This is a genomic window from Klebsiella sp. WP3-W18-ESBL-02 (assembly GCF_014168815.1).
Lineage (GTDB): Bacteria > Pseudomonadota > Gammaproteobacteria > Enterobacterales > Enterobacteriaceae > Kluyvera > Kluyvera ascorbata_B.
Genome location: NZ_AP021972.1, coordinates 4,994,944 through 5,015,689, shown reverse-complemented (window position 1 = coordinate 5,015,689; position 20,746 = coordinate 4,994,944). Strand labels below are relative to the sequence as shown.

Below are 20,746 nucleotides of genomic sequence, written 5' to 3'. Positions count from 1 at the left end.
CTCCCCCCTACATCGGGAGCGCTTCGGGCAGAAGAATTAATTATTAGCATTCCTAAGTTCAGAGGTAGTCATGATTAAGAAAATCGGTGTGTTGACAAGTGGCGGTGATGCGCCAGGCATGAACGCCGCCATTCGCGGCGTTGTGCGCGCAGCGTTGACGGAAGGCCTGGAAGTGATGGGCGTCTACGACGGTTACCTGGGCCTGTATGAAGATCGTATGGTTCCGCTTGACCGTTACAGCGTGTCCGACATGATCAACCGCGGTGGCACCTTCCTGGGCTCCGCACGTTTCCCGGAATTCCGCGACGAAAACGTCCGTAACGTGGCTATTGAAAACCTGAAAAACCGCGGTATTGATGCGCTGGTTGTGATCGGCGGCGACGGCTCCTACATGGGCGCCATGCGTCTGACCGAAATGGGCTTCCCGTGCATCGGTCTGCCGGGCACCATCGATAACGACATCAAAGGCACCGACTACACCATCGGCTTCTTCACCGCGCTGAGCACCGTGGTAGAAGCGATTGACCGCCTGCGCGACACCTCTTCTTCTCACCAGCGTATTTCCGTGGTTGAAGTCATGGGCCGCTACTGCGGCGATCTGACCCTGGCGGCAGCGATTGCTGGCGGCTGTGAGTTTATCGTCGTGCCGGAAATCGAATTTAAGCGTGACGATCTGGTCGCGGAAATCAAAGCGGGCATCGCGAAAGGTAAAAAACACGCGATCGTGGCTATTACCGAGCACATGTGCGACGTTGACGAGCTGGCCCACTTTATCGAAGCGGAAACCGGCCGTGAAACCCGCGCCACCGTACTGGGCCACATTCAGCGCGGCGGTTCCCCGGTGCCTTACGATCGCATCCTGGCGTCCCGTATGGGCGCGTACGCGATTGAACTGCTGCAGCAGGGCTACGGCGGCCGCTGCGTCGGTATTCAGAACGAAAAACTGGTTCACCACGACATCATCGACGCGATTGAAAACATGAAGCGTCCGTTCAAAGGTGACTGGCTGGAATGCGCTAAACAGCTGTACTAAAAGAACGTTAAAGCAAAATGGGCGCTTCCGGCGCCCATTTTGCTATCTGCCGGAGAGGACTTCTTATGCCAGCTCCCTACCGCCATGAGATCATTGCGGCCGATAACGGCACGCTCGCCCGCTTTATCTTTCACGCCGAAAACGCCTCTCACGTTGCGCCTCACTGGCACAAGTCGCTGGAGATCAGCTACACCCTGCGTGGCTCAATCTCCGGATTCACGATTAACGGTAAAACCTATGCCACCGCCCCGGGGCAAATTCTGGTGGTTAATCCCAGTGAGGTTCATGGGGTGGTATCGCGGTCGCCGGAGGTGACTGAAGCGCTGACGGTGATCTTTCCTTATCAACAGTTGCTCAATACGATTCCCGAGCTGGACACGTTGAGCTTCAACGCGCACAGCCCGCTCAATTTTAGCCGCCAACAGCACAAGGCTTACAGAAAGCTACAGCAGCTGCTTAAACAGGCGGCGATGCTGACTCGCCGATGCGCCCCCGATTGTGGCGATACTTTGCTGTTGAACGCGCTGGCGTATCAAATTCTGTACTGGCTGCGGCGGGCCTTTGCGCACAATAAAAATAAGTATCTGTACCAGAACGCGAATCCCAGCGAGAAGATGATTCGAATAACCGAGTGGCTTGATAGCCACTTCCATGAGCGCGTTTCCATGGCCGATGTGGCGAGCCGCTTTTATCTCTCCGAAAGCTGGCTGGCGCACCGCTTTCGGCAAAACGTCGGGCGCACTTTCCATGAATACCTGGTATCACTGCGGCTCAATGCTGCCATGACGCTGCTGTTTGATAGCGATCTACAGGTACAGACCATCGCTGAGCGCTGCGGTTTTCCTAACTTCAAATCCTTTGTCTACTACTTCAAGCAGGCGCACGGCATGACGCCGCTACAGTATCGAAAATCGCGCCGTTGAACGTTTTGTGAACGTGATTCGAAAAATAGGATTTGACCATTTTTTCGTCAAAAAATCACCTGTTGCCGAAAAAATGGTCGTCCTATCCTGCTGCCTGTTCACGTTAAACCGAGGCAAAGGCTTATGGGGCAGGAAAAACGCAGTCTCTTTAAAATATCGCTGCTGTCGATCTCGATTATCAATATGTCTGGCCCGGCGGTTGCGGCGGCAATCCCGCTGATGCTGGCCGCCTTTCCGCAGCAGTCTCTGGCCGATATCGAGCTGACGGTTTCCGTAACCAATTTCGGTATTCTGCTGCTGGTTGTTCTTGCGCCTTTTTTTGTCCGCCTGCTTGGCGATAAGAAAACGGTCATGACGGGGCTGATACTGGCGCTGGTTGCCGGCTGCGTACCGGTATTTAGCGGCAGCTATGAGATGATTTTATTTTCGCGGTTTATGCTGGGCTGCGGTATCGGACTGTTTAACTCGCTCTCTTATAGCCTGATTTGCCAGCATTTTGACGGCGATGAGCGCGCTACGCTGCTCGGCTATCAGAACGCCGTCTCCGCCATCGGCAGCGCGCTGATGACGCTGCTGATAAGCCAGCTAATCGCGCACGGCTGGCACAGCGTGTTCCTGATTTACTTCCTGACTCTGCTGCCCATCATTCTTTTTGGCCTCAATGTTCCGTCGACCCGTCGTGCGGCCACTCACGCGGCCGCACGGGGGCAACACTGGCGTATCGACTGGCGTGTACCGGGCTATGCGCTGTATCTGTTCTACATTTTTGCCGGCTATATGATTCTGATCTTCAAGCTGGCGACGGTGGTGACGGCCGTCGGCTATAGCGATGCCGCCGGAGCGAGCCTGCTGCTCACGCTGTCGACGCTGATCGCTTTCCCCGGCGGCATTCTGTTTGGTCGGGTCAGTAAAATGCTGGGGCACGCTATTTTACCGCTCTCTTTGTTGATCATCGGCGCGTCGCTGGTGCTGCTGGCGTGTTCAACCAGCCTGGCTGCCACGGCGCTGAGCGTGCTGGCGGCAGGCTTTGTTTTCGCCTTTGTGATTCCTTATTTCTTTAGCTGCGCGGCGGCGGTCAGCGCGCCGGATCTGCAAACCGTTACGTCGTCGATTCTGCTGATTGGCATTAACTTTGGCGTTTTTTTACACCCGTGGGTTATCCGCATGATTCAACTGGTGGGCGGACGCAGCGATATCTTTTTCCCGATAACGGCCTACGGCGTGCTGTTTATCGCCAGCGCCGTGGTGCACAGCGGCTATTTGCTGGGACGCCGAATGATAACAGGAGCGAAAAACGATGAATGATTATGTGCAGTATGCGGCGCTGGCCGGGGCGCTCGATCCACAGGCGAGGGACGAACTACAGGCAATGGCGCAGGGGGCAGGCCACGAAGCGCCGGACCTGCTGACGCTACGGGATGCCATGGGCTGGCCTGCGCAGGATATCCATACTCGCCGGATGACCATCCGCAACCAGATTATTGACGGCCACGTTAACGTGCGTATTTATCGCTGCGACGAAGATAACGCGCCAACGCCTGCCGTGTTGTTTCTGCACGGCGGCGGTTTCTTCGGCGGATCGTTGGACAACGTGGAGTTCCCCTGCCGGGCGCTGGCCGATCTCGGTGCGCTGACGGTGGTTTCCGTCGATTACGCGCTGGCCCCGGAGCGGCCTTATCCTGCGGCGCTGCTGGATTGCTACGCCGCGTTGCGCTGGCTTTATCTTCACGCCGACGAGTATGGCGTGGACAAACAGCGCATTGTCGTCGCGGGGGATTCTGCTGGCGGCAACCTGAGCTTGGCCACCGCGCTGCTGGACGTCACGTTAGGCACTCGCTATCTGTCTCGAGTGGTGGGCTACTATCCTGCGACGACGCTTGTCCCCGACGATGATCTGATCGACACCGCTCGTTACCCGGTGACGACGGAAAAAGCGCTGATCGATGGCTATCTCAACGGGTTCTACGATTCGATGGGGCTGGTGGCGCAGTGGTATGCGGGCGAAACAGATTGCCGTAATCCGTTCATCTCTCCGCTTTATACCACGCCGTCGCTGCTGGCGGCGCTGCCGCCGATGTTGCTTTGCTGCGGCGAGTTTGACCCGCTGCGGCTACAGGTGGACGCGTTTGCCGACAAAGCGTGCCGCGCGGGCGTCGAGGTGACATCCGTACGCTACTGCGGAATGGTTCACGCGTTCATGGATAAAGTGGGGGTGCTGGCGCAGACCGAGACGCTGCTGAGGGATACGGTGGCGTTTATACGCGGTGAGCCGTTGGTACTACGCTAGGGCAAAAAAATCGGGGAAGCGTAGGCTTCCCCGATCGTATCGAACTTATTCAATATCCAGCGCATCTTCCGACAGAATAATACCGGTATTGTCAGCATACAGATGATCGCCGGAGAAGAAGGTTACCCCGCCGAAATTAACGCGTACGTCGCTTTCGCCGATGCCTTCACCCGCCGCGCCAACCGGAATGGCTGCAATGGCCTGGATGCCGATGTCCAGCTCTTCCAGATCGTCAACCTGGCGCACCGCGCCGTAGACCACAATGCCTTCCCACTCGTTTTGCGTGGCCAGACGGGCAAGGTCGGCGTCGATCAGCGCGCGACGGACTGAACCGCCGCCGTCGACCAGCAGAATGCGGCCACGGCCGTTCTGTTCGAGCAGATCGTACAGCAACCCGTTATCCTCGAAACATTTTACGGTGATGATTTGCCCACCGAACGACAACCGTCCGCCAAAGTTAGAGAACAGGGGTTCTACTACGTTGACATCTTCCTGGTAGATGTCGCAAAGCTCGGAAGTATCGTATTTCATAGGATTAACGCTCAGTTGCTGCGAGTGATTTTAGTATATCGCGCTCTATGCATTGTTGGCAAAATCATCAATTGTTAATTGATATTTGTCAGTTAAGCCAGCGTCTTGCTGAGCACAATACCGATAACGAACAGCAGGTTAGTCAGCAGCGCGCCTTTGACCGTCCGCTCAAGCATCGGCGGCATTGCCTGCGGTGAGCGTTCGCGCAGCACGTAGCGGGCCTGCTTCACCAGCAGCGGGGTGCTGAGAATAAACAGCCAGCCCCACGGGCTGTGCAGCGACAGCAGGTTAAACAGCGCCAGGCAAACCAGCGTCCCCATCAGCAGACAAACGTGGTAGCGGCGGGCGTTAACCGGCCCTAAGCGCACCGCCAGGGTGTTTTTGCCGTTTTCACGGTCGCTGTCGATATCGCGCAGGTTGTTGATATTGAGCACTGCTGTCGCCAGCAGGCCGCAGGCGGTGGCCGGCAGGATAATCGCGCTGCTCAGGCTATGCGTTTGTAAATACCAGCTGCCAATCACGCTCAGCCAGCCGAAGAAGATCAGCACTGAAACGTCGCCGAGGCCAATGTAGCCGTACGGACGCGTGCCGACGGTGTAGGTGATGGCGGCGATAATCGCCAGCAGACCCAGCACGAGGAAGCCAATGAAATCGCCGGGAGTCTGCGACGCACTAAACAGCAGGGCAAGGCCGGAAACGCAGATCAGGCCGACGGTGACGATCAACGCGCGCTTCATCTGCGCCTGGGTAATCACCCCTTTTTGCATCCCGCGCAGTGGCCCGATGCGGTCCGGCTTGTCGCTGCCTTTGACCGCATCGCCGTAGTCGTTGGCGAGGTTAGAAAGAATTTGCAGCAGGCTGGCGGTAATCAGCGCCAGTACGGCGACGATGGCGTCAAAGTGGCCCTGCCACCAGGCGAGTGCGGTACCGACGATAATCGCCGCGCAGGCCAGCGGTAAGGTTTTAGGGCGCAGGCTTTCCAGCCAGGCCTGGGTGCGGCTCACAGGTGTATTTGTCATTAGTAATCAGCCAATAAAAATGGGGCTTTTCAGCCCCATCAATTAAAGATGAAAATGCAGTGACCGCGATTATAGGATAAAACGGCTCAGATCTTCATCTGCGACTAATGCATCCAGATGTTTGCTCACGTATTCCGCATCAATTGTGATGCTCTGGCCGTTGAGGTCGCTGGCGTCATAGGAGATATCTTCCATCAGACGCTCCAGAACGGTATGCAGACGACGCGCACCGATGTTTTCGGTGGTTTCGTTCACCTGCCACGCCGCTTCGGCAATGCGTTTGATACCGGATTCGGTGAACTCGATATTCACGCCTTCGGTTGCCATCAGCGCTTTGTACTGTACGGTAACCGACGCGTTTGGTTCGGTCAGGATACGTTCGAAGTCGCTGGTGGTCAGCGCCTGCAGCTCAACGCGAATCGGCAGACGGCCCTGCAGCTCCGGAATCAGATCGGACGGCTTCGCCACCTGGAATGCACCGGAAGCAATAAACAGAATGTGGTCGGTTTTGACCATACCGTGTTTGGTGGAGACGGTGCAGCCTTCGACCAGCGGCAGCAGATCGCGCTGTACGCCTTCGCGAGATACGTCCGGGCCGGATGATTCGCCGCGCTTACAGATTTTATCGATCTCATCGATAAACACGATACCGTGCTGCTCAACCGCATCAATCGCGTCTTGCTTCAGCTCTTCTGGATTCACCAGCTTCGCCGCTTCTTCTTCAATCAGGAGCTTCATCGCATCTTTGATTTTCAGCTTACGCGGTTTCTGCTTCTGGCCGCCCAGGTTCTGGAACATAGACTGCAGCTGGCTGGTCATCTCTTCCATGCCCGGAGGCGCCATGATTTCTACGCCCATCGGCGCGGCGGCGAGATCGATTTCAATCTCTTTGTCGTCCAGCTGGCCTTCGCGCAGCTTTTTACGGAACGCCTGGCGTGCGGCAGAAGGTTCAGACGGCTGTTCAGCCTGGCCCCAGTTGTTTTTGGCCGGTGGGATCAGCGCGTCGAGAATGCGCTCTTCGGCCATTTCTTCGGCACGGTAGCGGTTTTTCTCGATGGACTGAACGCGCACCATCTTGATCGCTGAGTCGGTCAGATCGCGGATGATGGAGTCCACTTCTTTACCGACATAGCCCACTTCGGTGAACTTGGTCGCTTCAACTTTGATGAACGGCGCGTTGGCGAGCTTCGCCAGGCGACGGGCAATTTCGGTTTTACCAACGCCGGTCGGGCCGATCATCAGAATGTTTTTCGGCGTAACTTCGTGGCGCAGCTCTTCATCAAGCTGCATACGGCGCCAGCGGTTACGTAAGGCGATAGCCACGGAACGCTTTGCTGCGTCCTGGCCGATGATGTGTTTGTCCAGTTCGCTGACAATTTCGCGTGGGGTCATTTCAGACATGGGAGATCCTTACGCCTTAGACGGTAATTCTTCAATGGTATGGAAATGGTTGGTGTAAATGCAGATATCGCCTGCAATATCCAACGCTTTTTCAGCAATTTCACGGGCGCCAAGCTCGGTATTTTCCAGCAGCGCACGGGCCGCGGCCTGGGCGTACGGGCCGCCAGAGCCGATAGCAATCAGGTCATTTTCTGGCTGCACGACGTCACCGTTGCCGGTGATGATGAGAGAGGCGGTTTCGTCCGCGACCGCCAGCAGGGCTTCCAGCTTGCGCAGCATCCGGTCGGTACGCCAGTCTTTCGCCAGCTCAACGGCGGCTTTGACCAGATGGCCCTGGTGCATTTCCAGTTTACGTTCAAACAGTTCAAACAGCGTGAAGGCGTCCGCAGTGCCGCCTGCAAAGCCAGCGATCACTTTGTCGTTGTACAGACGGCGAACTTTTTTCACGTTGCCTTTCATGACGGTATTGCCCAGCGTGGCCTGGCCATCACCGGCGATTACGACGTGGCCGTTACGGCGAACACTTACTATTGTTGTCACGAGCAGACCCCTTCTTACAAATACGGATGTAGGGGCCCCGTACCGCGTACGGGGCAGAATGTAAGTATAAATGGGGGGGTTTTTAGGGGTTTCAACCCCCGGTAGCGAGCCTAATGCAGTTTCCGTGACCGGCCATCTTCAGACGGGCGATGGTGCTGTCGGCGTTATCCTTACCTTTGACCGGCCCGATGACCACGCGATTCCAGCCGTTGTTGGTGGTGATCTTCGAGTCAAATCCTTCAAACGCTAGCTGGGCACGGACGGTTTCCGCCTGTTCCGCGCCTTTAAACGAACCGCACTGGACCATCCAGCGACGTTCGTCTTTTTTCTCGCTCGCTTTTGGCGGCGTGGTGTCATGCGTCACCGGCGCGGCGGCCTGCGTTTTAGGCTGTGATGTCGTATGCGCTGGCGTTTGCAGCAGATCCTGATACGGCGAGTTGGATGCGACCGCTTTTGGCTGCTGCGTTTGCGTTTGACGCGGCTGCTGCACCGGCTGCGTCGCGCGAGTTTGCGTCTGCGGCGCCTGGACCGGCTGCGTTTGCGTCCACTGTTGCTGTTGTTGCTGCTGAACCTGCTGCTGAGCAAGGCGCTGACGCTGTAGCGTTTGCTGGCGTTGGGCTGGCGTTTGCTCGTTCCACGGTACTTCGGTCAGCTGCGTTGGCTGTTGGCGCATATCCGCCTGCATCTGGGCCAGCAGCTGGCGCTGTTCGTCGGTCAGCTGATTAGGGTTAATCACTTCCCCGCCCGCGGACGGTTCCGTTGGCGCACGCACGCCTGGCTGGCGGCTTTCCAGCTCTTTGATATAGCGCCAGCGCTCTTCCGGCTTCGGCGGCAGGCCGTTACCGGTCATCTGGCGGCTTTGCAGAGATTCCGAGTCTTCTTTTTTATGGTGCGTGATGAAGTACAAACCGCCGATAAAAGCGACCACTACCGCAGCAGCAATCGCCACCATGGCAGGAGAGACTGCCGGAAAGTTACTCTGCTTTTTCCGTGTATTCCGTGAAGCGCTGTTCTTGCGCCGCGAAGGTGCCTGCTGGCCGCGGCGTACATAGTCTCGTTGTGCCACTATCGTTTCGCTGTCTTTTTCCGTTAGTTAGCCCGACATGTTACTTAAGCGGCGGGGCTTTGACCAGACAAGCAAGTCCTAAAGGACCCCGCTTTACATCATATTTTACTTGTACTGCCGCGAACGATCAGTTCACAGTCAAGAAGACGCGAACCGCTATCAACAAACTGCCCGCTCAGCTGGTTTAACAGCAGCAGCATGGCTTCTCGGCCGATATCAAAGCGCGGCTGAGAGACGGTGGTTAACGGCGGATCGCAGAACTCGGCCAGCGAGATGTTATCGAAGCCGATGATGGACAGATCGTCGGGTATTTTAAGGCCCCGGCGTTTAGCAAACGAGAGCGCGCCCAGCGCCATAATGTCGCTGTGGCAGAACACTGCGGTCGGTGGCTGCGGCAGCGCCAGCAGCTGTTCCAGCGCGCTGGCACCCGCTTCATAGGTAAAGTTGCCGCGGGCAATGTAGTGGGGATCGACGGTAATACCGCAGCGGCGCAGCGCCTGAACGTAGCCCTGAAGACGGTAGTGGCACAGCGGCATTTCTTCCGGCCCGGCGATGCAGCCAATGCGCTGATGACCCAGCTCGTGCAGATAGTTAACGGCGTTAAAGGCGGCAGTGAGGTTGTCGATGTGTACGGTCGGCAGGCCCAGTTCTGGCGCAAATTCGTTGGCCATGACCATCGGCGGCAGGTTGCGCTGCTCTTCGATGCTGGCATCGAACGGCAGACGCGAGCCGAGCAGCAGCATGCCGTCAATCTGCTTGGTGATGATTAAATCGATGAAGGTTTTTTCCTGCTGATTCTGATGAGCACAGTCGCCAATCAGCACCAGATACCCCTGCGCCGCTGCGGTGACCTCGATCCCGCGGATCACTTCGCTAAAGAAGGGATCGCAAATATCCGGGACAATCACCAGGATGGTGCGTGACTCGTTGCGCTTCATGTTACGCCCCTGCATTTGCGGGAGATACCCCACCTCCAGCGCCGCCTGCTCGACGCGATTACGCGTTGCCTGCGAGACCTTCTCTGGGTTCATCAATGCACGGGATACGGTTGCCGTAGAGACATTCGCCTGCAGGGCAACATCTTTCATGGTTGCGGCAACAACCGGTTTTTTAGCCTTCACCTGATTCTCTCCTCACTCACTGGCGCAGGCACGTCCTTTGTGACCTGACATCTGACACACTTTTATCAGATAGTTAGGGAGATCTGTTACAGAATTTTCATCAAAAGTGTGATGATTGTTTGATTCCACGATCCCGCTCGCAACTCTGAATTAACCTTCTATCGGGTCAACGTCGAGAACCCACTTCACTTTGCGGGATTCCGGGAGCGTATTGATGAGCGCCAGCGTACCGGTGACGATATGCTGCAAACGCACGCGCGACGGATGCTGAAGCAGGATTTGCCAGCGATAGCGGCCGCCGCGCTTGGGCGCCAGCGACGGAACCGGGCCCAGCACCCATAGCTTGTCGTCCGCCAGCGGGCTGGCCTGAATCAGATTACGCAGCTGCTGTAGGAAAATGGGGGCCTGCTGGTTGTTATGGTCTTCCGCGCGGATCAGGACATGGCTGGTATACGGCGGCAGTTGCATGGTCTGGCGTTCGGCCAGCGCCTGTTCGGCAAAGGCGTTATAGCCTTTATAGAGCAGCGTTTGCAGCAGTGGGTGATCCGGATGGTGGGTTTGCAGCACCACCTCTCCCTGTTTACCCGCGCGTCCGGCGCGGCCGGAGACCTGGGTATACAGCTGAGCAAAGCGTTCCGCAGAGCGGAAGTCGGCAGAGAAAAGCGCGCCGTCGACGTCCAGCAGGGCAACCAGCGTCACGTCCGGGAAATGGTGGCCCTTTGCCAGCATCTGCGTGCCGATCAGAATACGTGCGCCGCCGCGATGCACTTCCGCCAGGTGCTGCTCCAGCGCGCCTTTGCGGCTGGTGGTGTCGCGGTCAATGCGCGACAGCGGGACGCCGGGGAACATAGGCGCCAGAGCCTGTTCAAGCTGTTCCGTTCCCAGCCCCACGGGCACCAGGTGCGTTGAACCACAGGAAGGGCACTGGCGCGGAATGGGCCGCTGGCTGTCGCAGTGGTGGCAGCGCAGGTGATGCTGTGCCTGGTGCAGCGTATAGTAGCTATCGCAGCGCGGGCACTCGGCAATCCAGCCGCAGTCGTGGCACAGCAGCGTCGGGGCAAAGCCTCGGCGGTTAAGAAATAAAATGACCTGATTATCGGCCTGCAAATGCTGGCGCATACGGTTAATCAGCGCGGGCGAAAGCCCGGCCTGAAGGTGCTGGCCTTTCAGATCGAGCACGTGCTGCGTTGCCGGGCGCGCGTTACCCGCGCGGCGGGTTAAGCGCAGCAGGCGATATTTGTGCTGGCGGACGTTGAGCAGCGTTTCTAATGCGGGGGTTGCCGAGCCAAGGATGATAGGAATTTGTTCGCTGTGCGCGCGCCACACGGCCAGATCGCGGGCATGGTATCGCCAGCCTTCCTGTTGTTTGTAGGAACTGTCGTGTTCTTCATCAATGACAATCACGCCGAGGTTTTTAAACGGCGTAAACAGCGATGAGCGAGTGCCAATGACGATAGCCGCTTCGCCGCTTCTGGCCTTCAGCCAGGCGGCGAGACGTTCGCTATCGTTAAGCGCTGAATGCAGCACTTCTACCGGGGCGTTAAAGCGTTCGCGAAAGCGCGCAATGGTCTGCGGCGTCAGGCCGATTTCCGGCACCATCACCAGCGCCTGCTTGCCTTTGGCGAGCACGTTTTCGAGCACGCTGAGATAGACTTCCGTTTTGCCTGAGCCGGTCACCCCTTCCAGCAGCCATGCTGAAAATTCGTCAGACGCGCTGTGGATTGCGCCCACGGCGGTCGCCTGTTCGGTATTCAAACGCAGGCGCTCACCCGGCACCGAGTAGGTTGCGCGCCAGTCGACCGTTTCCGGCGCCAGGCTACCCAGCTCGCACAGGCCTTTGGTGCGCAGCGCCTGCATGGCGCTTTCATTAAATTCCAGCTCCGCTACCTGATGACGCCATATTTTCCCCTGACGTAGTGCGGCCAGCGCCTGCTGCTGTTTCGGCGATCGCTTCAGGCTATTGATGTCGACCGCCTGCCCCTGTTCGGTGGCAAACCAGAACCACTGCGGCGTGGCGCTGGCGGGTTTCCCCTGGCGTAGCATAATCGGCAGGGCGTGGAACAGGACGTCGCCAATCGGATGATGGTAGTACTCCGCTGCCCACAGCAGCAGACGCCAGACGGAGTGGGAGAATACCGGTTCGCCGTCCAGCACGTCGAGCACCGCTTTGAGCTCATCGCGCGGCAGCTCGCTGCTTTCGTTGACGGAGACCACGATGCCGACGCGCTCCTGTTTGCCGAACGGCACGCGTACGCGGCAGCCCGCTTTGGCGCTGAGGGAATCAGGCAGCAGGTAGTCGAACGTACGGGGCAGCGGAACAGGCAGGGCGACGTGGGCAACGGGCATAATTTCTTCCTGACTTGAAATCTGGCGAGACAGTATACACATTGTGGTAAGGGAGCGCGGATCAGTTTGCATCTGCTGGTCAAATTCTGTATGATTCGCCGCCTTTGATGCATTTTGGCATCAGGAAACTTACTATCAACATCGCGTGGTGTCTGGCGTTAGGGCTGGAAGAGCGACGCGGCCTTAACCGAGGTTTTCCCATGAAAAAAGATATTCACCCGAAATACGAAGAAGTTACTGCTACCTGTTCTTGCGGTAACGTGATGAAAATCCGCTCTACCGTCGGTCACGATCTGAACCTAGACGTGTGCGGTAAATGCCACCCGTTCTATACTGGCAAGCAGCGTGATGTTGCTACCGGTGGCCGTGTTGACCGCTTCAACAAGCGTTTCAGCATCCCAGGCAGCAAGTAAGTTGCCAAGCGAAAAAAGCGCCTTAGGGCGCTTTTTTTGTGCCTCGCGATCGCCCGGCGTGACAGTTATTCTTCCTCGATTTTAAATCAAAACCGTGAATAGATATTTTAAAGAATAAGGTAAATCAATACCGCATTCGATATTCATCCCTCGAAAAATATTCGTGGCCTGATGAAATATATTTTTAATATGATAAATCGTATCTAATATAGGTGCGGGTAATTGTTTTTGTTGGTGATCTTCATCTTATTTACTCTGTCTTTTTTGCCATTTTTAAATTTCTGATGGCAATAATAAAAAGGTGTTTCTATCAATTACAAAATAAACTCTCAGCGTAACAGGATGGAATACGAAACAGCCTTTTATACTCCACTTTAATTAGTAGGGATTATGGGACTGATTGCTGATATTTTTAAGAGTAATTATTATGAAAACAAAATACGCCTTCTTACTTCTGCCTTTATTATGTGGCGCGGCCCATGCGGGATATGTCGACTATCGTCATGAATACTACGATGATGGTCGTAACTACGACCGTGTGTACATGTCGAATCGCTTTGCTACCGGCTTTGGTGTCGCGGTAGAAGCGGTGTCGCGCTCTGATGATAAAGAATCAAATCATGCGCTGAACAATATGGAATCGAACAGCGCTGAATATACAGCAAGCTATCAGTTCGAGTGGCAAGGCTTTATCTGGCAGCCGGGTATCGCTGTGGAGATGGGTGATGATATGGCGATTTATAAGCCGTATATTCGCGTACAGTATAATATTAACGATAACTGGTGGACCGCATTCCGCTATCGTACCGAATATGCTCGTCGCAATGGTGATGGCCGTGACGATCGCACCGTTTATCGCCCGGAAGCCTGGCTGGGGTATAATATAAACAACTGGATGTTCGAACTTAACGGGATTTATAAGGTGGCCGACAGCGAGAATCTCTATAATAACGGTAAAGACGATTACGAATACAACTTCCGCGTAGCGTACAATATTAATTCGTGGATCCCATTCTTCGAGGTGGGTAACGTCTCTTCTGGTTATAACACCACCACCACTGACGATCGCCAGACGCGCTATCGTATAGGTCTGGGTTATAACTTCTGACCCTCTGCGGATGACGTAGGGATGATGTTATTTTGTGCTAAAAATTTTGTGATCTAAATCACATAAAAGTTGCGATGTCATCGAAAGACGCTTACTATTTGTCCATCAAATGACCGCAATAACTTTATGGGTAAAGGTGTGATTATGCTGACTGCAATGAAAAACGTGTTTGTATCTTACCTGATCTCTCTGTCTGAGCTTCATCCTGAAGTCACCCGCTTCTAAGACGCAAAAAAATGCTAAAAAACCGCCTTCAAGGCGGTTTTTTATATCGATGCACCGTGGATCCACGGGCTGTCGACGTGCACCGTATTCCGATGTGTATCACCATTAATGATGTGTAGCGCGCTGAGCCGCCCAATCTCATAGTGCGGCAGCTGCACCGTTGACAGCGGCGGCAGGAACAGGTCGCCAATACCGACCATATTGTCATAGCCCAGCACCGCGACATCCTCAGGTATCCGCAGCCCTTGCGCCAGCAGCGTTTGATAAACCATAAAGGCGATACGATCGTTACCGCAGATAACCGAATCAAATCGTGGTTGGCCCGCATCGATATTTTCCAGCACTTTTGCTGGCATATCACGATAGTGTGCGTCGCCATATTCCATGTAGTAATGGGTCAGCGTGGCGGGGTCGATCCCTGCTTCCTGACAGGCGCGTTCCAGGCCGCGTCGGCGGCGAACCGTTGCAAGGTGGTTCTCAGGCAAATGCAGACACAGCGGGCGTCTGTAGCCTGCTGCGAGCAGCCCCTGTACGGCAACGTACTGCCCTTGTTCATCGTCAGGGATAAAGCTGGCCACCGGATGGTGCAGGCTTTCACAGTTTGCCAGCACGCAGGGGAGCGTGAGCAGTTTGGCGGGCACCGGTACCTGGCGTAGACCCATCGTGGTATAGATGATACCGCCAGGGCGATGCGACAGCAGCAGGTCAACAATGGCGTCCGGGCTATCGTCGGAAAACATATTCACCACAAAGCTGTTCCAACCGTGTGCGCGGGCGGTTTCCTCAATCGACAGCGTAATTTCTACCGAAAAGGGCGTGGTCACGGTATCGAGCGCCAGCACGCCGATGGTTTTCGGCGTATCGTGCGCGCCGCGAATTTTTTTCGCTGAGAGATCGGGTACGTAGTTGGTTTGCGCAATGGCCGCCTGAACGCGAGCCAACGTCTCAGGTTTGAGCCGCTCCGGGGAGTTCAGGGCCCGCGAAACGGTCATCAGCGAGACGTTTGCCAGTTTTGCCACATCCTTTAACGATGCCATTTTTTTACTCCACTCATGCGTCGTGCCATACGCTATATCACTAACCTACTGATGTAAAAGGGTTGCGCGCTATTTTAGTGAACGCCGCTCTTTTCCCGCGGCGGTAAATATTTGATCACGATCCTATTTTCATTATGTTAACGTTAACTTTTGTGATTAACATCGAATATCGTCACAAAACGACATGAGGAATGTTTTTTGTTAACGTTACCATCACGGCGTTAATCCACGATGAGATTGCCACGATGAAAGAACATCACTCACGCAGCTACCTGTTACTGAGCGCCTTACTGTTTTTCTTTTTTGTTACCTGGTCCTCTTCTGGCTCATTACTCTCTATCTGGCTCCATCAGGAAGTGGGACTACAAGCCGGAGACACAGGGATTATTTACGCCGTGCTGTCGGTTTCAGCGCTGTTTGCACAAGTTTGTTACGGCTTTATCCAGGATAAGCTGGGTCTGCGAAAGCATCTGCTCTGGTACATCACCGCGCTGCTGATTTTGTCCGGTCCGGCGTATCTGCTGTTTGGTTACTTGCTGAAAATAAATATTTTTGCCGGCAGTATTTTTGGCGGTATCTACATTGGGCTGACTTTTAACGGCGGGATAGGCGTGCTGGAATCCTACACCGAGCGCGTGGCGCGCCAGACGCATTTTGAGTTTGGTAAAGCGCGCATGTGGGGTTCGCTGGGCTGGGCGGTAGCTACGTTTTTCGCCGGGCTGCTGTTTAACATCAACCCGCAGCTGAACTTTGCGGTGGCGAGCTGCTCGGGGCTGATTTTTTTCTTTCTGCTGGTACGTTTGTCGGTTCCTACCGACGCACAATCGACGGCGGCCGAAGGAGCGGAAGGTAAAGTGAAGCTGGAAGATGCGCTGCGCCTGCTTTCACTGCCGCGCTTTTGGGCACTGGTGTTTTTTGTGGTCGGCACCTGCATTTACAGCGTCTATGACCAGCAGTTTCCTGTCTATTTTTCCTCGCAGTTCCCGACGTTGAAGGAAGGCAACGCCATGTATGGCTACCTGAATTCGTTCCAGGTCTTTCTGGAGGCCGCAGGCATGTTCTGCGCGCCGTGGCTGGTAAACCGTATTGGCGCTAAAAATGGGTTAATTTTTGCCGGAATGGTAATGGCGCTGCGTATGGTGGCCTCCGGTCTGGTTGAGGGGCCACTGCTTATCTCTCTCACTAAATTACTGCATGGCGTGGAGCTGCCGGTACTGCTGGTCTCCATCTTCAAATACAACAGCGCCCATTTCGACAAGCGCCTTTCCTCAACGCTTTATCTGGTGGGATTCGCCTGCACCAGCTCGATTATCGCCAGCGTGCTGTCGCCTCTTGCTGGCTATAGCTATGAAAAATATGGCTTTGCCGAATCCTATCTGTTTATGGGAGCCCTGGTGTTCTGCACCACCTTTATCTCCATTTTCCTGTTACGCGCCAGCAAACCGGCTTCCGAACCGCTGCTGACACAATCTTCTGCTGTCTGAATTAAGAGTGAAGAATATGACATTTTCAATTGCCCTTGCTGAACAAGCACTTCAGAAACGCAGCGCGACGCTAAACCCTCGCTGGTATCCGCGCTATCACCTGGCGGCGCGCGCCGGATGGATAAACGACCCTAACGGGCTGGTGTGGTTTGACGGTTGGTATCACGCGTTTTATCAGTACCACCCTTACTCGAACCAGTGGGGACCCATGCACTGGGGCCACGCCCGGAGTAAAGACTTAGTGCACTGGGAACATCTGCCGGTGGCGTTAGCGCCAGAGGGACCTGAAGATAAAGACGGCTGTTTCTCCGGTTCGGCGGTGGTGGATGGCGATACGCTGGCGCTGATTTACACCGGGCATAAATTTCATGGCGACCCGAGCAGCGACGATAATCTCTACCAGGTACAGTGCCTGGCAACCAGTCGCGACGGCATTCATTTCGAGCGCCAGGGGCAGGTGGTTGATACGCCAGAGGGCCTGCATCATTTCCGCGATCCGAAGGTCTGGCGTGAGGGTGAGTACTGGTACATGGTCGTCGGCGCACGTGTGGGTGATGTTGGCCAGGTACGTTTATTCCGTTCGCCCGATCTGCATCAGTGGCAGGAAGAAGGCGTGCTTGCACAGGCCAACGCGGGCATGGGCTATATGTGGGAATGCCCTGACTTCTTCACCCTCAACGGCAAGCGCGTGCTGATGTTTTCACCGCAGGGGCTGGCGGCGGAAGGCTACCGCAACCGTAACGTGTTCCAGAGCGGCTATTTAATCGGCGACTGGCTGCCGGGGCAGACTTTTGCCGCCGACGGGGAATTTATCGAGCTGGATCACGGCCATGACTTTTACGCGCCGCAAAGTTTTCTCACGCCGGATGGTCGCCGTATCGTCATTGGCTGGCTGGATATGTGGGAATCGCCGATGCCAGAGCAACAGGACGGCTGGGCCGGCATGCTCTCGCTACCGCGCGAAATTTATCTCGGTACGGATCATCGTTTGCGGATGGTGCCAGCCGAAGAGGTCGCGGCGCTGCGCGGCAGTTATTATCCACTGCTGGCGCAGCAGCTTAAAAACCAAACGTCGCCGATTGTGGATGATGCGCAGGCCGTTGAGCTGGAACTGTCGTGGGAATTAAACGGTGCGACGGCGGAGCGTTACGGTATTACCCTCGGTGAAGGGCTGCTGCTGTACGTTGATACCCAGGCGCAGCGTCTGGTGCTTGAACGCCGTTATCCGCAGTATGCGTTAGAGGGGGTGCGCAGCGTGGCGTTACCGGTGGCCGCATTATTGAAACTGCGGGTGTTTATCGATCGCTCATCAATTGAAGTCTTCGTCAATGACGGCGAAGCTTGTCTGAGCAGCCGAATTTACCCGCAAGAGGGGGAACGCCAGCTGTCGCTGTTTGCCGGTAACGGTAGCGCCATGCTCAGTAACGGTGGCTATTGGCCGTTGGATCAATAAACAGAGGAGAGCACGCTATGACTATCTGGACGCTGGGCGATGCGGTGGCGGATCTCCTGCCGATCTCAGAGACCCGTTACGAGGTGTGCCCCGGCGGCGCGCCGTTGAACGTCGCGGCAGGCGCGGCTCGTCTGGGCTGCCGCAGCGGTTTTATTGGCCGCGTGGGTGACGATCCGTTCGGGCATCTGATGTACAAGACGCTGCAGCAATACGGCGTGATCACATCGGCAATGGAACAGGACAGCCAGCACCGCACGAGCACGGTGGTGGTTTCCCTGGGGAAGGGCGGTGAACGGGACTTTACGTTTCTGGTGAATCCATCCGCCGATCAGTTTTTATCGACACAAGCGCTGCCCGCGCTGGGGGCCGATATTCTGCATTTCTGTTCACTGGCGCTGGTGGCACCAACGTGTCGGCAGACCTTAAGCGAGGCGGTAGCGCAGATTCAACATCATCAGGGGTTGGTGAGTTTTGACGTTAACCTGCGGGCGCAAATGTGGCCCCATCCCCAACAGATGCTGGAAACGGTGCACGGTTCGGCCTGTCAGGCAGACATCCTTAAGCTTTCCGAGGAAGAGTGGTACTGGTTAACGCAAACGCAGGACTTCAGTCAGGCGATCGCCGCGCTGGCGTCTTACCCCGCCGCGTTAAAGATAGTGACCTACGGTGCACAAGGCGCGATGGTGCTGTGGCAAGGGCAGGTGATTCATTTCTGCGGCTATCGGGTCGAGAGTATCGACACCACCGGGGCGGGGGATGCGTTTATGGCAGGGTTACTCAGCCATATTGCGCGGCACGGGATGCCGGGTGATATCGTACAGCTACAGCAGGCCGTTGCCCAGGCTAGCGCCTGTGGCGCACTGGCGACAACGCAGAAGGGCGCGCTGTCGGCGGTTCCTGACGGCGAAACGGTGGCGCAGTTTATTGCCGCCCGGCCGCTGCCGGAGTTTGAGGTGAAATAGCGCCCGCTGAAAATAAAAAAGCCGGGAAACGTTGGCGTTTCCCGGCTTTTTTATCGAATCAATACTCCCACGTCTCCGGGTCGATCCCCAGCTCACGCATAATTTCTTTCGCCGCTTCCGGAATTTCATCGCTGCGCTCTTTTCGCAGGTCTTCATCGTTAGGTAACGGTTGACCGGTAAAAGCATGCAGGAACGCTTCACACAGCAGTTCGCTGTTGGTGGCGTGACGCAGGTTATTCACCTGACGACGCGTGCGTTCATCGGTGAGGATCTTCAACACCTTCAGAGGAATGGAAACCGTAATTTTTTTTACTTGCTCACTCTTCTTACCGTGCTCAGCGTATGGGCTGATATATTCGCCGCTCCATTCAGCCATGAGATACCTTTAATCCTCTAGTCATTAGTTAACAGGCCGATACACGGCCATGATCGCGCGTAGTGTACCGTAGAGACCTTGCTCTGACACGAACTTAGCCTTCGCAGATGTGCGCTAATGCATATAATTTTAACGGCTATTTGCCGATAGCTCAATCTATACGCAAAGAGGTTTAGATGTCTAGATGTATTGACGGCTATTGCAACAATGTTTACTCTGGGGGCTGACTTTTCACAGACCTTGCCAGGAACGAATCCTCATGACCCGTAAACAGGCCACCATCGCAGTGCGTAGCGGATTAAATGACGACGAGCAGTATGGTTGTGTTGTCCCGCCGATTCATCTTTCCAGTACCTATAACTTTACCGGTTTTAACGAGCCGCGTGCGCATGACTATTCCCGTCGCGGTAATCCAACGCGTGACGTCGTGCAGCGGGCGCTGGCGGAGCTGGAAGGCGGCGCGGGCGCGGTCCTGACCAATACGGGCATGTCGGCGATTCACCTCGTCACGACCGTTTTCCTGAAGCCAGGCGATCTGCTGGTGGCACCTCATGACTGCTACGGCGGCAGCTATCGTTTGTTCGACAGTCTGGCAAAGCGCGGCTGCTATCGCGTGCTGTTTGTCGATCAGGGTAATGATGAGGCGTTAAAAGCGGCGCTGGCAGAAAAACCGAAGCTGGTGCTGGTCGAAAGCCCAAGCAACCCGCTGCTGCGGGTGGTCGATATTGCGAAAATCTGCCAGCTGGCGCGTGAGGCCGGCGCGGTAAGCGTCGTGGATAACACCTTCCTCAGCCCGGCGCTGCAAAACCCGCTGGCGCTGGGTGCGGATCTGGTGCTGCACTCCTGCACCAAGTACCTCAATGGCCACTCTGACGTGGTGGCTGGCGTGGTGATTGCGAAAGATCCTGACACCGTCACAGAACTGGCATGGTGGGCAAATAATATCGGCGTCACCGGCGGCGCGTTCGACAGCTATCTGCTGCTGCGCGGCTTACGCACCCTTTCTCCACGTATGGAAGTGGCACAGCGTAACGCCAATGCGATTGTTGATTTCCTCAAACGCCAACCGCTGGTCAAAAAGCTGTATCATCCTTCTCTGCCGGAAAACCAGGGCCATGAGATTGCCGCGCGCCAGCAGAAAGGCTTTGGCGCGATGCTGAGCTTTGAGCTCGACGGCGACGAACAAACGCTGCGCCGCTTCCTGAGCGGGCTGTCGCTGTTCACTCTGGCGGAATCGCTGGGCGGGGTAGAGAGCCTGATCTCTCATGCGGCCACCATGACCCACGCGGGCATGGCGCCAGAAGCGCGTGCCGCCGCGGGCATTTCTGAGACGCTATTGCGTATCTCAACCGGTATTGAAGATAGCGAAGACTTAATTGCCGATCTGGAAAATGGATTCCGGGTCGCAGCCGAGGGGTAAA

At 55.8% G+C, this 20,746-nt stretch carries 19 protein-coding genes and 1 pseudogene; 11 read left to right on the top strand and 9 right to left on the bottom strand.

Features of this window, described 5'->3' with window-relative positions; translation table 11 throughout:
• The first annotated feature begins 70 nt into the window (after positions 1 to 70).
• The 4 genes from pfkA to H7R56_RS23985 all read left to right on the top strand — a co-directional run bounded on the left by pfkA (position 71) and on the right by H7R56_RS23985 (position 4,243).
• A complete protein-coding gene (gene pfkA / locus H7R56_RS24000) occupies positions 71 to 1,033 on the top strand; it encodes a 6-phosphofructokinase (protein WP_106929346.1) in 963 nt (320 codons plus the stop codon).
• A gap of 65 nt (positions 1,034 to 1,098) precedes the next feature.
• Positions 1,099 to 1,956 carry an AraC family transcriptional regulator gene (locus tag H7R56_RS23995; protein WP_181358029.1) on the top strand — a complete coding sequence of 286 codons (858 nt, stop codon included), beginning with the start codon at positions 1,099 to 1,101 and terminating at the stop codon, positions 1,954 to 1,956.
• A gap of 123 nt (positions 1,957 to 2,079) precedes the next feature.
• A complete protein-coding gene (locus H7R56_RS23990; protein WP_106929350.1) occupies positions 2,080 to 3,261 on the top strand; it encodes an MFS transporter in 1,182 nt (393 codons plus the stop codon).
• Positions 3,254 to 4,243 (top strand): alpha/beta hydrolase, encoded by a 990-nt coding sequence (locus H7R56_RS23985; RefSeq protein WP_106929352.1) that lies wholly within the window; start codon positions 3,254 to 3,256, stop codon positions 4,241 to 4,243. The genes H7R56_RS23990 and H7R56_RS23985 overlap by 8 nt, the downstream gene beginning before the upstream one ends.
• 45 nt (positions 4,244 to 4,288) lie before the next feature.
• On the opposite strand, the gene rraA is transcribed toward H7R56_RS23985, so the two are convergent.
• The 7 genes from rraA to priA all read right to left on the bottom strand — a co-directional run bounded on the left by rraA (position 4,289) and on the right by priA (position 12,267).
• Complete coding sequence (rraA, locus tag H7R56_RS23980) at positions 4,289 to 4,774, bottom strand: ribonuclease E activity regulator RraA (RefSeq protein WP_035892355.1); 486 nt, start codon at positions 4,772 to 4,774, stop codon at positions 4,289 to 4,291.
• A gap of 92 nt (positions 4,775 to 4,866) precedes the next feature.
• Positions 4,867 to 5,793, bottom strand: a complete 927-nt coding sequence (gene menA / locus H7R56_RS23975) for a 1,4-dihydroxy-2-naphthoate polyprenyltransferase (RefSeq protein ID WP_106929353.1) — start codon at positions 5,791 to 5,793, stop codon at positions 4,867 to 4,869.
• 69 nt (positions 5,794 to 5,862) lie between these two features.
• Positions 5,863 to 7,194 carry an HslU--HslV peptidase ATPase subunit gene (gene hslU / locus H7R56_RS23970; protein ID WP_106929355.1) on the bottom strand — a complete coding sequence of 444 codons (1,332 nt, stop codon included), beginning with the start codon at positions 7,192 to 7,194 and terminating at the stop codon, positions 5,863 to 5,865.
• A 9-nt stretch (positions 7,195 to 7,203) separates the two neighbouring features.
• A complete protein-coding gene (gene hslV / locus H7R56_RS23965) occupies positions 7,204 to 7,734 on the bottom strand; it encodes an ATP-dependent protease subunit HslV (RefSeq protein WP_103779960.1) in 531 nt (176 codons plus the stop codon).
• Positions 7,735 to 7,825: 91 nt separating this feature from the next.
• Positions 7,826 to 8,800: a cell division protein FtsN gene (gene ftsN, locus H7R56_RS23960; protein ID WP_106929357.1), complete on the bottom strand. Its 975-nt coding sequence runs from the start codon at positions 8,798 to 8,800 to the stop codon at positions 7,826 to 7,828.
• A 98-nt stretch (positions 8,801 to 8,898) separates the two neighbouring features.
• A complete protein-coding gene (gene cytR, locus H7R56_RS23955; RefSeq protein ID WP_106929359.1) occupies positions 8,899 to 9,921 on the bottom strand; it encodes a DNA-binding transcriptional regulator CytR in 1,023 nt (340 codons plus the stop codon).
• Between the two features lie 150 nt (positions 9,922 to 10,071).
• Complete coding sequence (priA, locus tag H7R56_RS23950) at positions 10,072 to 12,267, bottom strand: primosomal protein N' (RefSeq protein ID WP_106929360.1); 2,196 nt, start codon at positions 12,265 to 12,267, stop codon at positions 10,072 to 10,074.
• Positions 12,268 to 12,467: 200 nt separating this feature from the next.
• On the opposite strand from priA, the gene rpmE reads away from it, so the two are divergent.
• Both rpmE and H7R56_RS23940 read left to right on the top strand, forming a co-directional pair.
• Positions 12,468 to 12,680: a 50S ribosomal protein L31 gene (gene rpmE, locus H7R56_RS23945; protein ID WP_106929362.1), complete on the top strand. Its 213-nt coding sequence runs from the start codon at positions 12,468 to 12,470 to the stop codon at positions 12,678 to 12,680.
• 427 nt (positions 12,681 to 13,107) lie between these two features.
• Positions 13,108 to 13,788 (top strand): oligogalacturonate-specific porin KdgM family protein, encoded by a 681-nt coding sequence (locus H7R56_RS23940; protein ID WP_106929364.1) that lies wholly within the window; start codon positions 13,108 to 13,110, stop codon positions 13,786 to 13,788.
• A 266-nt stretch (positions 13,789 to 14,054) separates the two neighbouring features.
• Here H7R56_RS23940 and H7R56_RS23935 read toward each other — a convergent pair whose 3' ends face one another.
• Entirely contained in the window at positions 14,055 to 15,050 is a 996-nt protein-coding gene (locus H7R56_RS23935; protein ID WP_106929365.1) for a LacI family DNA-binding transcriptional regulator, read from the bottom strand.
• A 107-nt stretch (positions 15,051 to 15,157) separates the two neighbouring features.
• Between H7R56_RS23935 and H7R56_RS27780 the strand changes: the two are divergent.
• From H7R56_RS27780 to H7R56_RS23920, 4 genes and pseudogenes are all read left to right on the top strand, one after another.
• Positions 15,158 to 15,235 (top strand): annotated as a pseudogene (locus H7R56_RS27780) (hypothetical protein); the annotation flags it as partial.
• Between the two features lie 60 nt (positions 15,236 to 15,295).
• Positions 15,296 to 16,534, top strand: a complete 1,239-nt coding sequence (locus H7R56_RS23930; RefSeq protein ID WP_106929418.1) for an MFS transporter — start codon at positions 15,296 to 15,298, stop codon at positions 16,532 to 16,534.
• 16 nt (positions 16,535 to 16,550) lie between these two features.
• Positions 16,551 to 17,987: a glycoside hydrolase family 32 protein gene (locus H7R56_RS23925; RefSeq protein ID WP_106929367.1), complete on the top strand. Its 1,437-nt coding sequence runs from the start codon at positions 16,551 to 16,553 to the stop codon at positions 17,985 to 17,987.
• Positions 17,988 to 18,004: 17 nt separating this feature from the next.
• Positions 18,005 to 18,949 carry an aminoimidazole riboside kinase gene (locus tag H7R56_RS23920; protein ID WP_106929369.1) on the top strand — a complete coding sequence of 315 codons (945 nt, stop codon included), beginning with the start codon at positions 18,005 to 18,007 and terminating at the stop codon, positions 18,947 to 18,949.
• Between the two features lie 58 nt (positions 18,950 to 19,007).
• Here H7R56_RS23920 and metJ read toward each other — a convergent pair whose 3' ends face one another.
• Positions 19,008 to 19,325, bottom strand: coding sequence for a met regulon transcriptional regulator MetJ (gene metJ, locus H7R56_RS23915; protein ID WP_012907792.1), 318 nt, complete (start codon positions 19,323 to 19,325; stop codon positions 19,008 to 19,010).
• Between the two features lie 259 nt (positions 19,326 to 19,584).
• On the opposite strand from metJ, the gene metB reads away from it, so the two are divergent.
• Positions 19,585 to 20,745 carry a cystathionine gamma-synthase gene (gene metB, locus H7R56_RS23910; RefSeq protein WP_106929371.1) on the top strand — a complete coding sequence of 387 codons (1,161 nt, stop codon included), beginning with the start codon at positions 19,585 to 19,587 and terminating at the stop codon, positions 20,743 to 20,745.
• The last annotated feature ends 1 nt before the right edge of the window (position 20,746 follow it).

Bases quoted from the DNA above. Each gene is read 5' to 3' on its own strand.
- rraA (WP_035892355.1), bottom strand. From the start codon at position 4,774: ATGAAATACGATACTTCCGAGCTTTGCGACATCTACCAGGAAGATGTC.
- H7R56_RS23940 (WP_106929364.1), top strand. From the start codon at position 13,108: ATGAAAACAAAATACGCCTTCTTACTTCTGCCTTTATTATGTGGCGCG.
- H7R56_RS23925 (WP_106929367.1), top strand. From the start codon at position 16,551: ATGACATTTTCAATTGCCCTTGCTGAACAAGCACTTCAGAAACGCAGC.
- H7R56_RS23985 (WP_106929352.1), top strand. From the start codon at position 3,254: ATGAATGATTATGTGCAGTATGCGGCGCTGGCCGGGGCGCTCGATCCA.
- H7R56_RS23930 (WP_106929418.1), top strand. From the start codon at position 15,296: ATGAAAGAACATCACTCACGCAGCTACCTGTTACTGAGCGCCTTACTG.
- H7R56_RS23995 (WP_181358029.1), top strand. From the start codon at position 1,099: ATGCCAGCTCCCTACCGCCATGAGATCATTGCGGCCGATAACGGCACG.
- metJ (WP_012907792.1), bottom strand. From the start codon at position 19,325: ATGGCTGAATGGAGCGGCGAATATATCAGCCCATACGCTGAGCACGGT.
- pfkA (WP_106929346.1), top strand. From the start codon at position 71: ATGATTAAGAAAATCGGTGTGTTGACAAGTGGCGGTGATGCGCCAGGC.
- H7R56_RS23935 (WP_106929365.1), bottom strand. From the start codon at position 15,050: ATGGCATCGTTAAAGGATGTGGCAAAACTGGCAAACGTCTCGCTGATG.
- H7R56_RS23920 (WP_106929369.1), top strand. From the start codon at position 18,005: ATGACTATCTGGACGCTGGGCGATGCGGTGGCGGATCTCCTGCCGATC.
- priA (WP_106929360.1), bottom strand. From the start codon at position 12,267: ATGCCCGTTGCCCACGTCGCCCTGCCTGTTCCGCTGCCCCGTACGTTC.
- H7R56_RS23990 (WP_106929350.1), top strand. From the start codon at position 2,080: ATGGGGCAGGAAAAACGCAGTCTCTTTAAAATATCGCTGCTGTCGATC.
- rpmE (WP_106929362.1), top strand. From the start codon at position 12,468: ATGAAAAAAGATATTCACCCGAAATACGAAGAAGTTACTGCTACCTGT.
- hslU (WP_106929355.1), bottom strand. From the start codon at position 7,194: ATGTCTGAAATGACCCCACGCGAAATTGTCAGCGAACTGGACAAACAC.
- metB (WP_106929371.1), top strand. From the start codon at position 19,585: ATGACCCGTAAACAGGCCACCATCGCAGTGCGTAGCGGATTAAATGAC.
- menA (WP_106929353.1), bottom strand. From the start codon at position 5,793: ATGACAAATACACCTGTGAGCCGCACCCAGGCCTGGCTGGAAAGCCTG.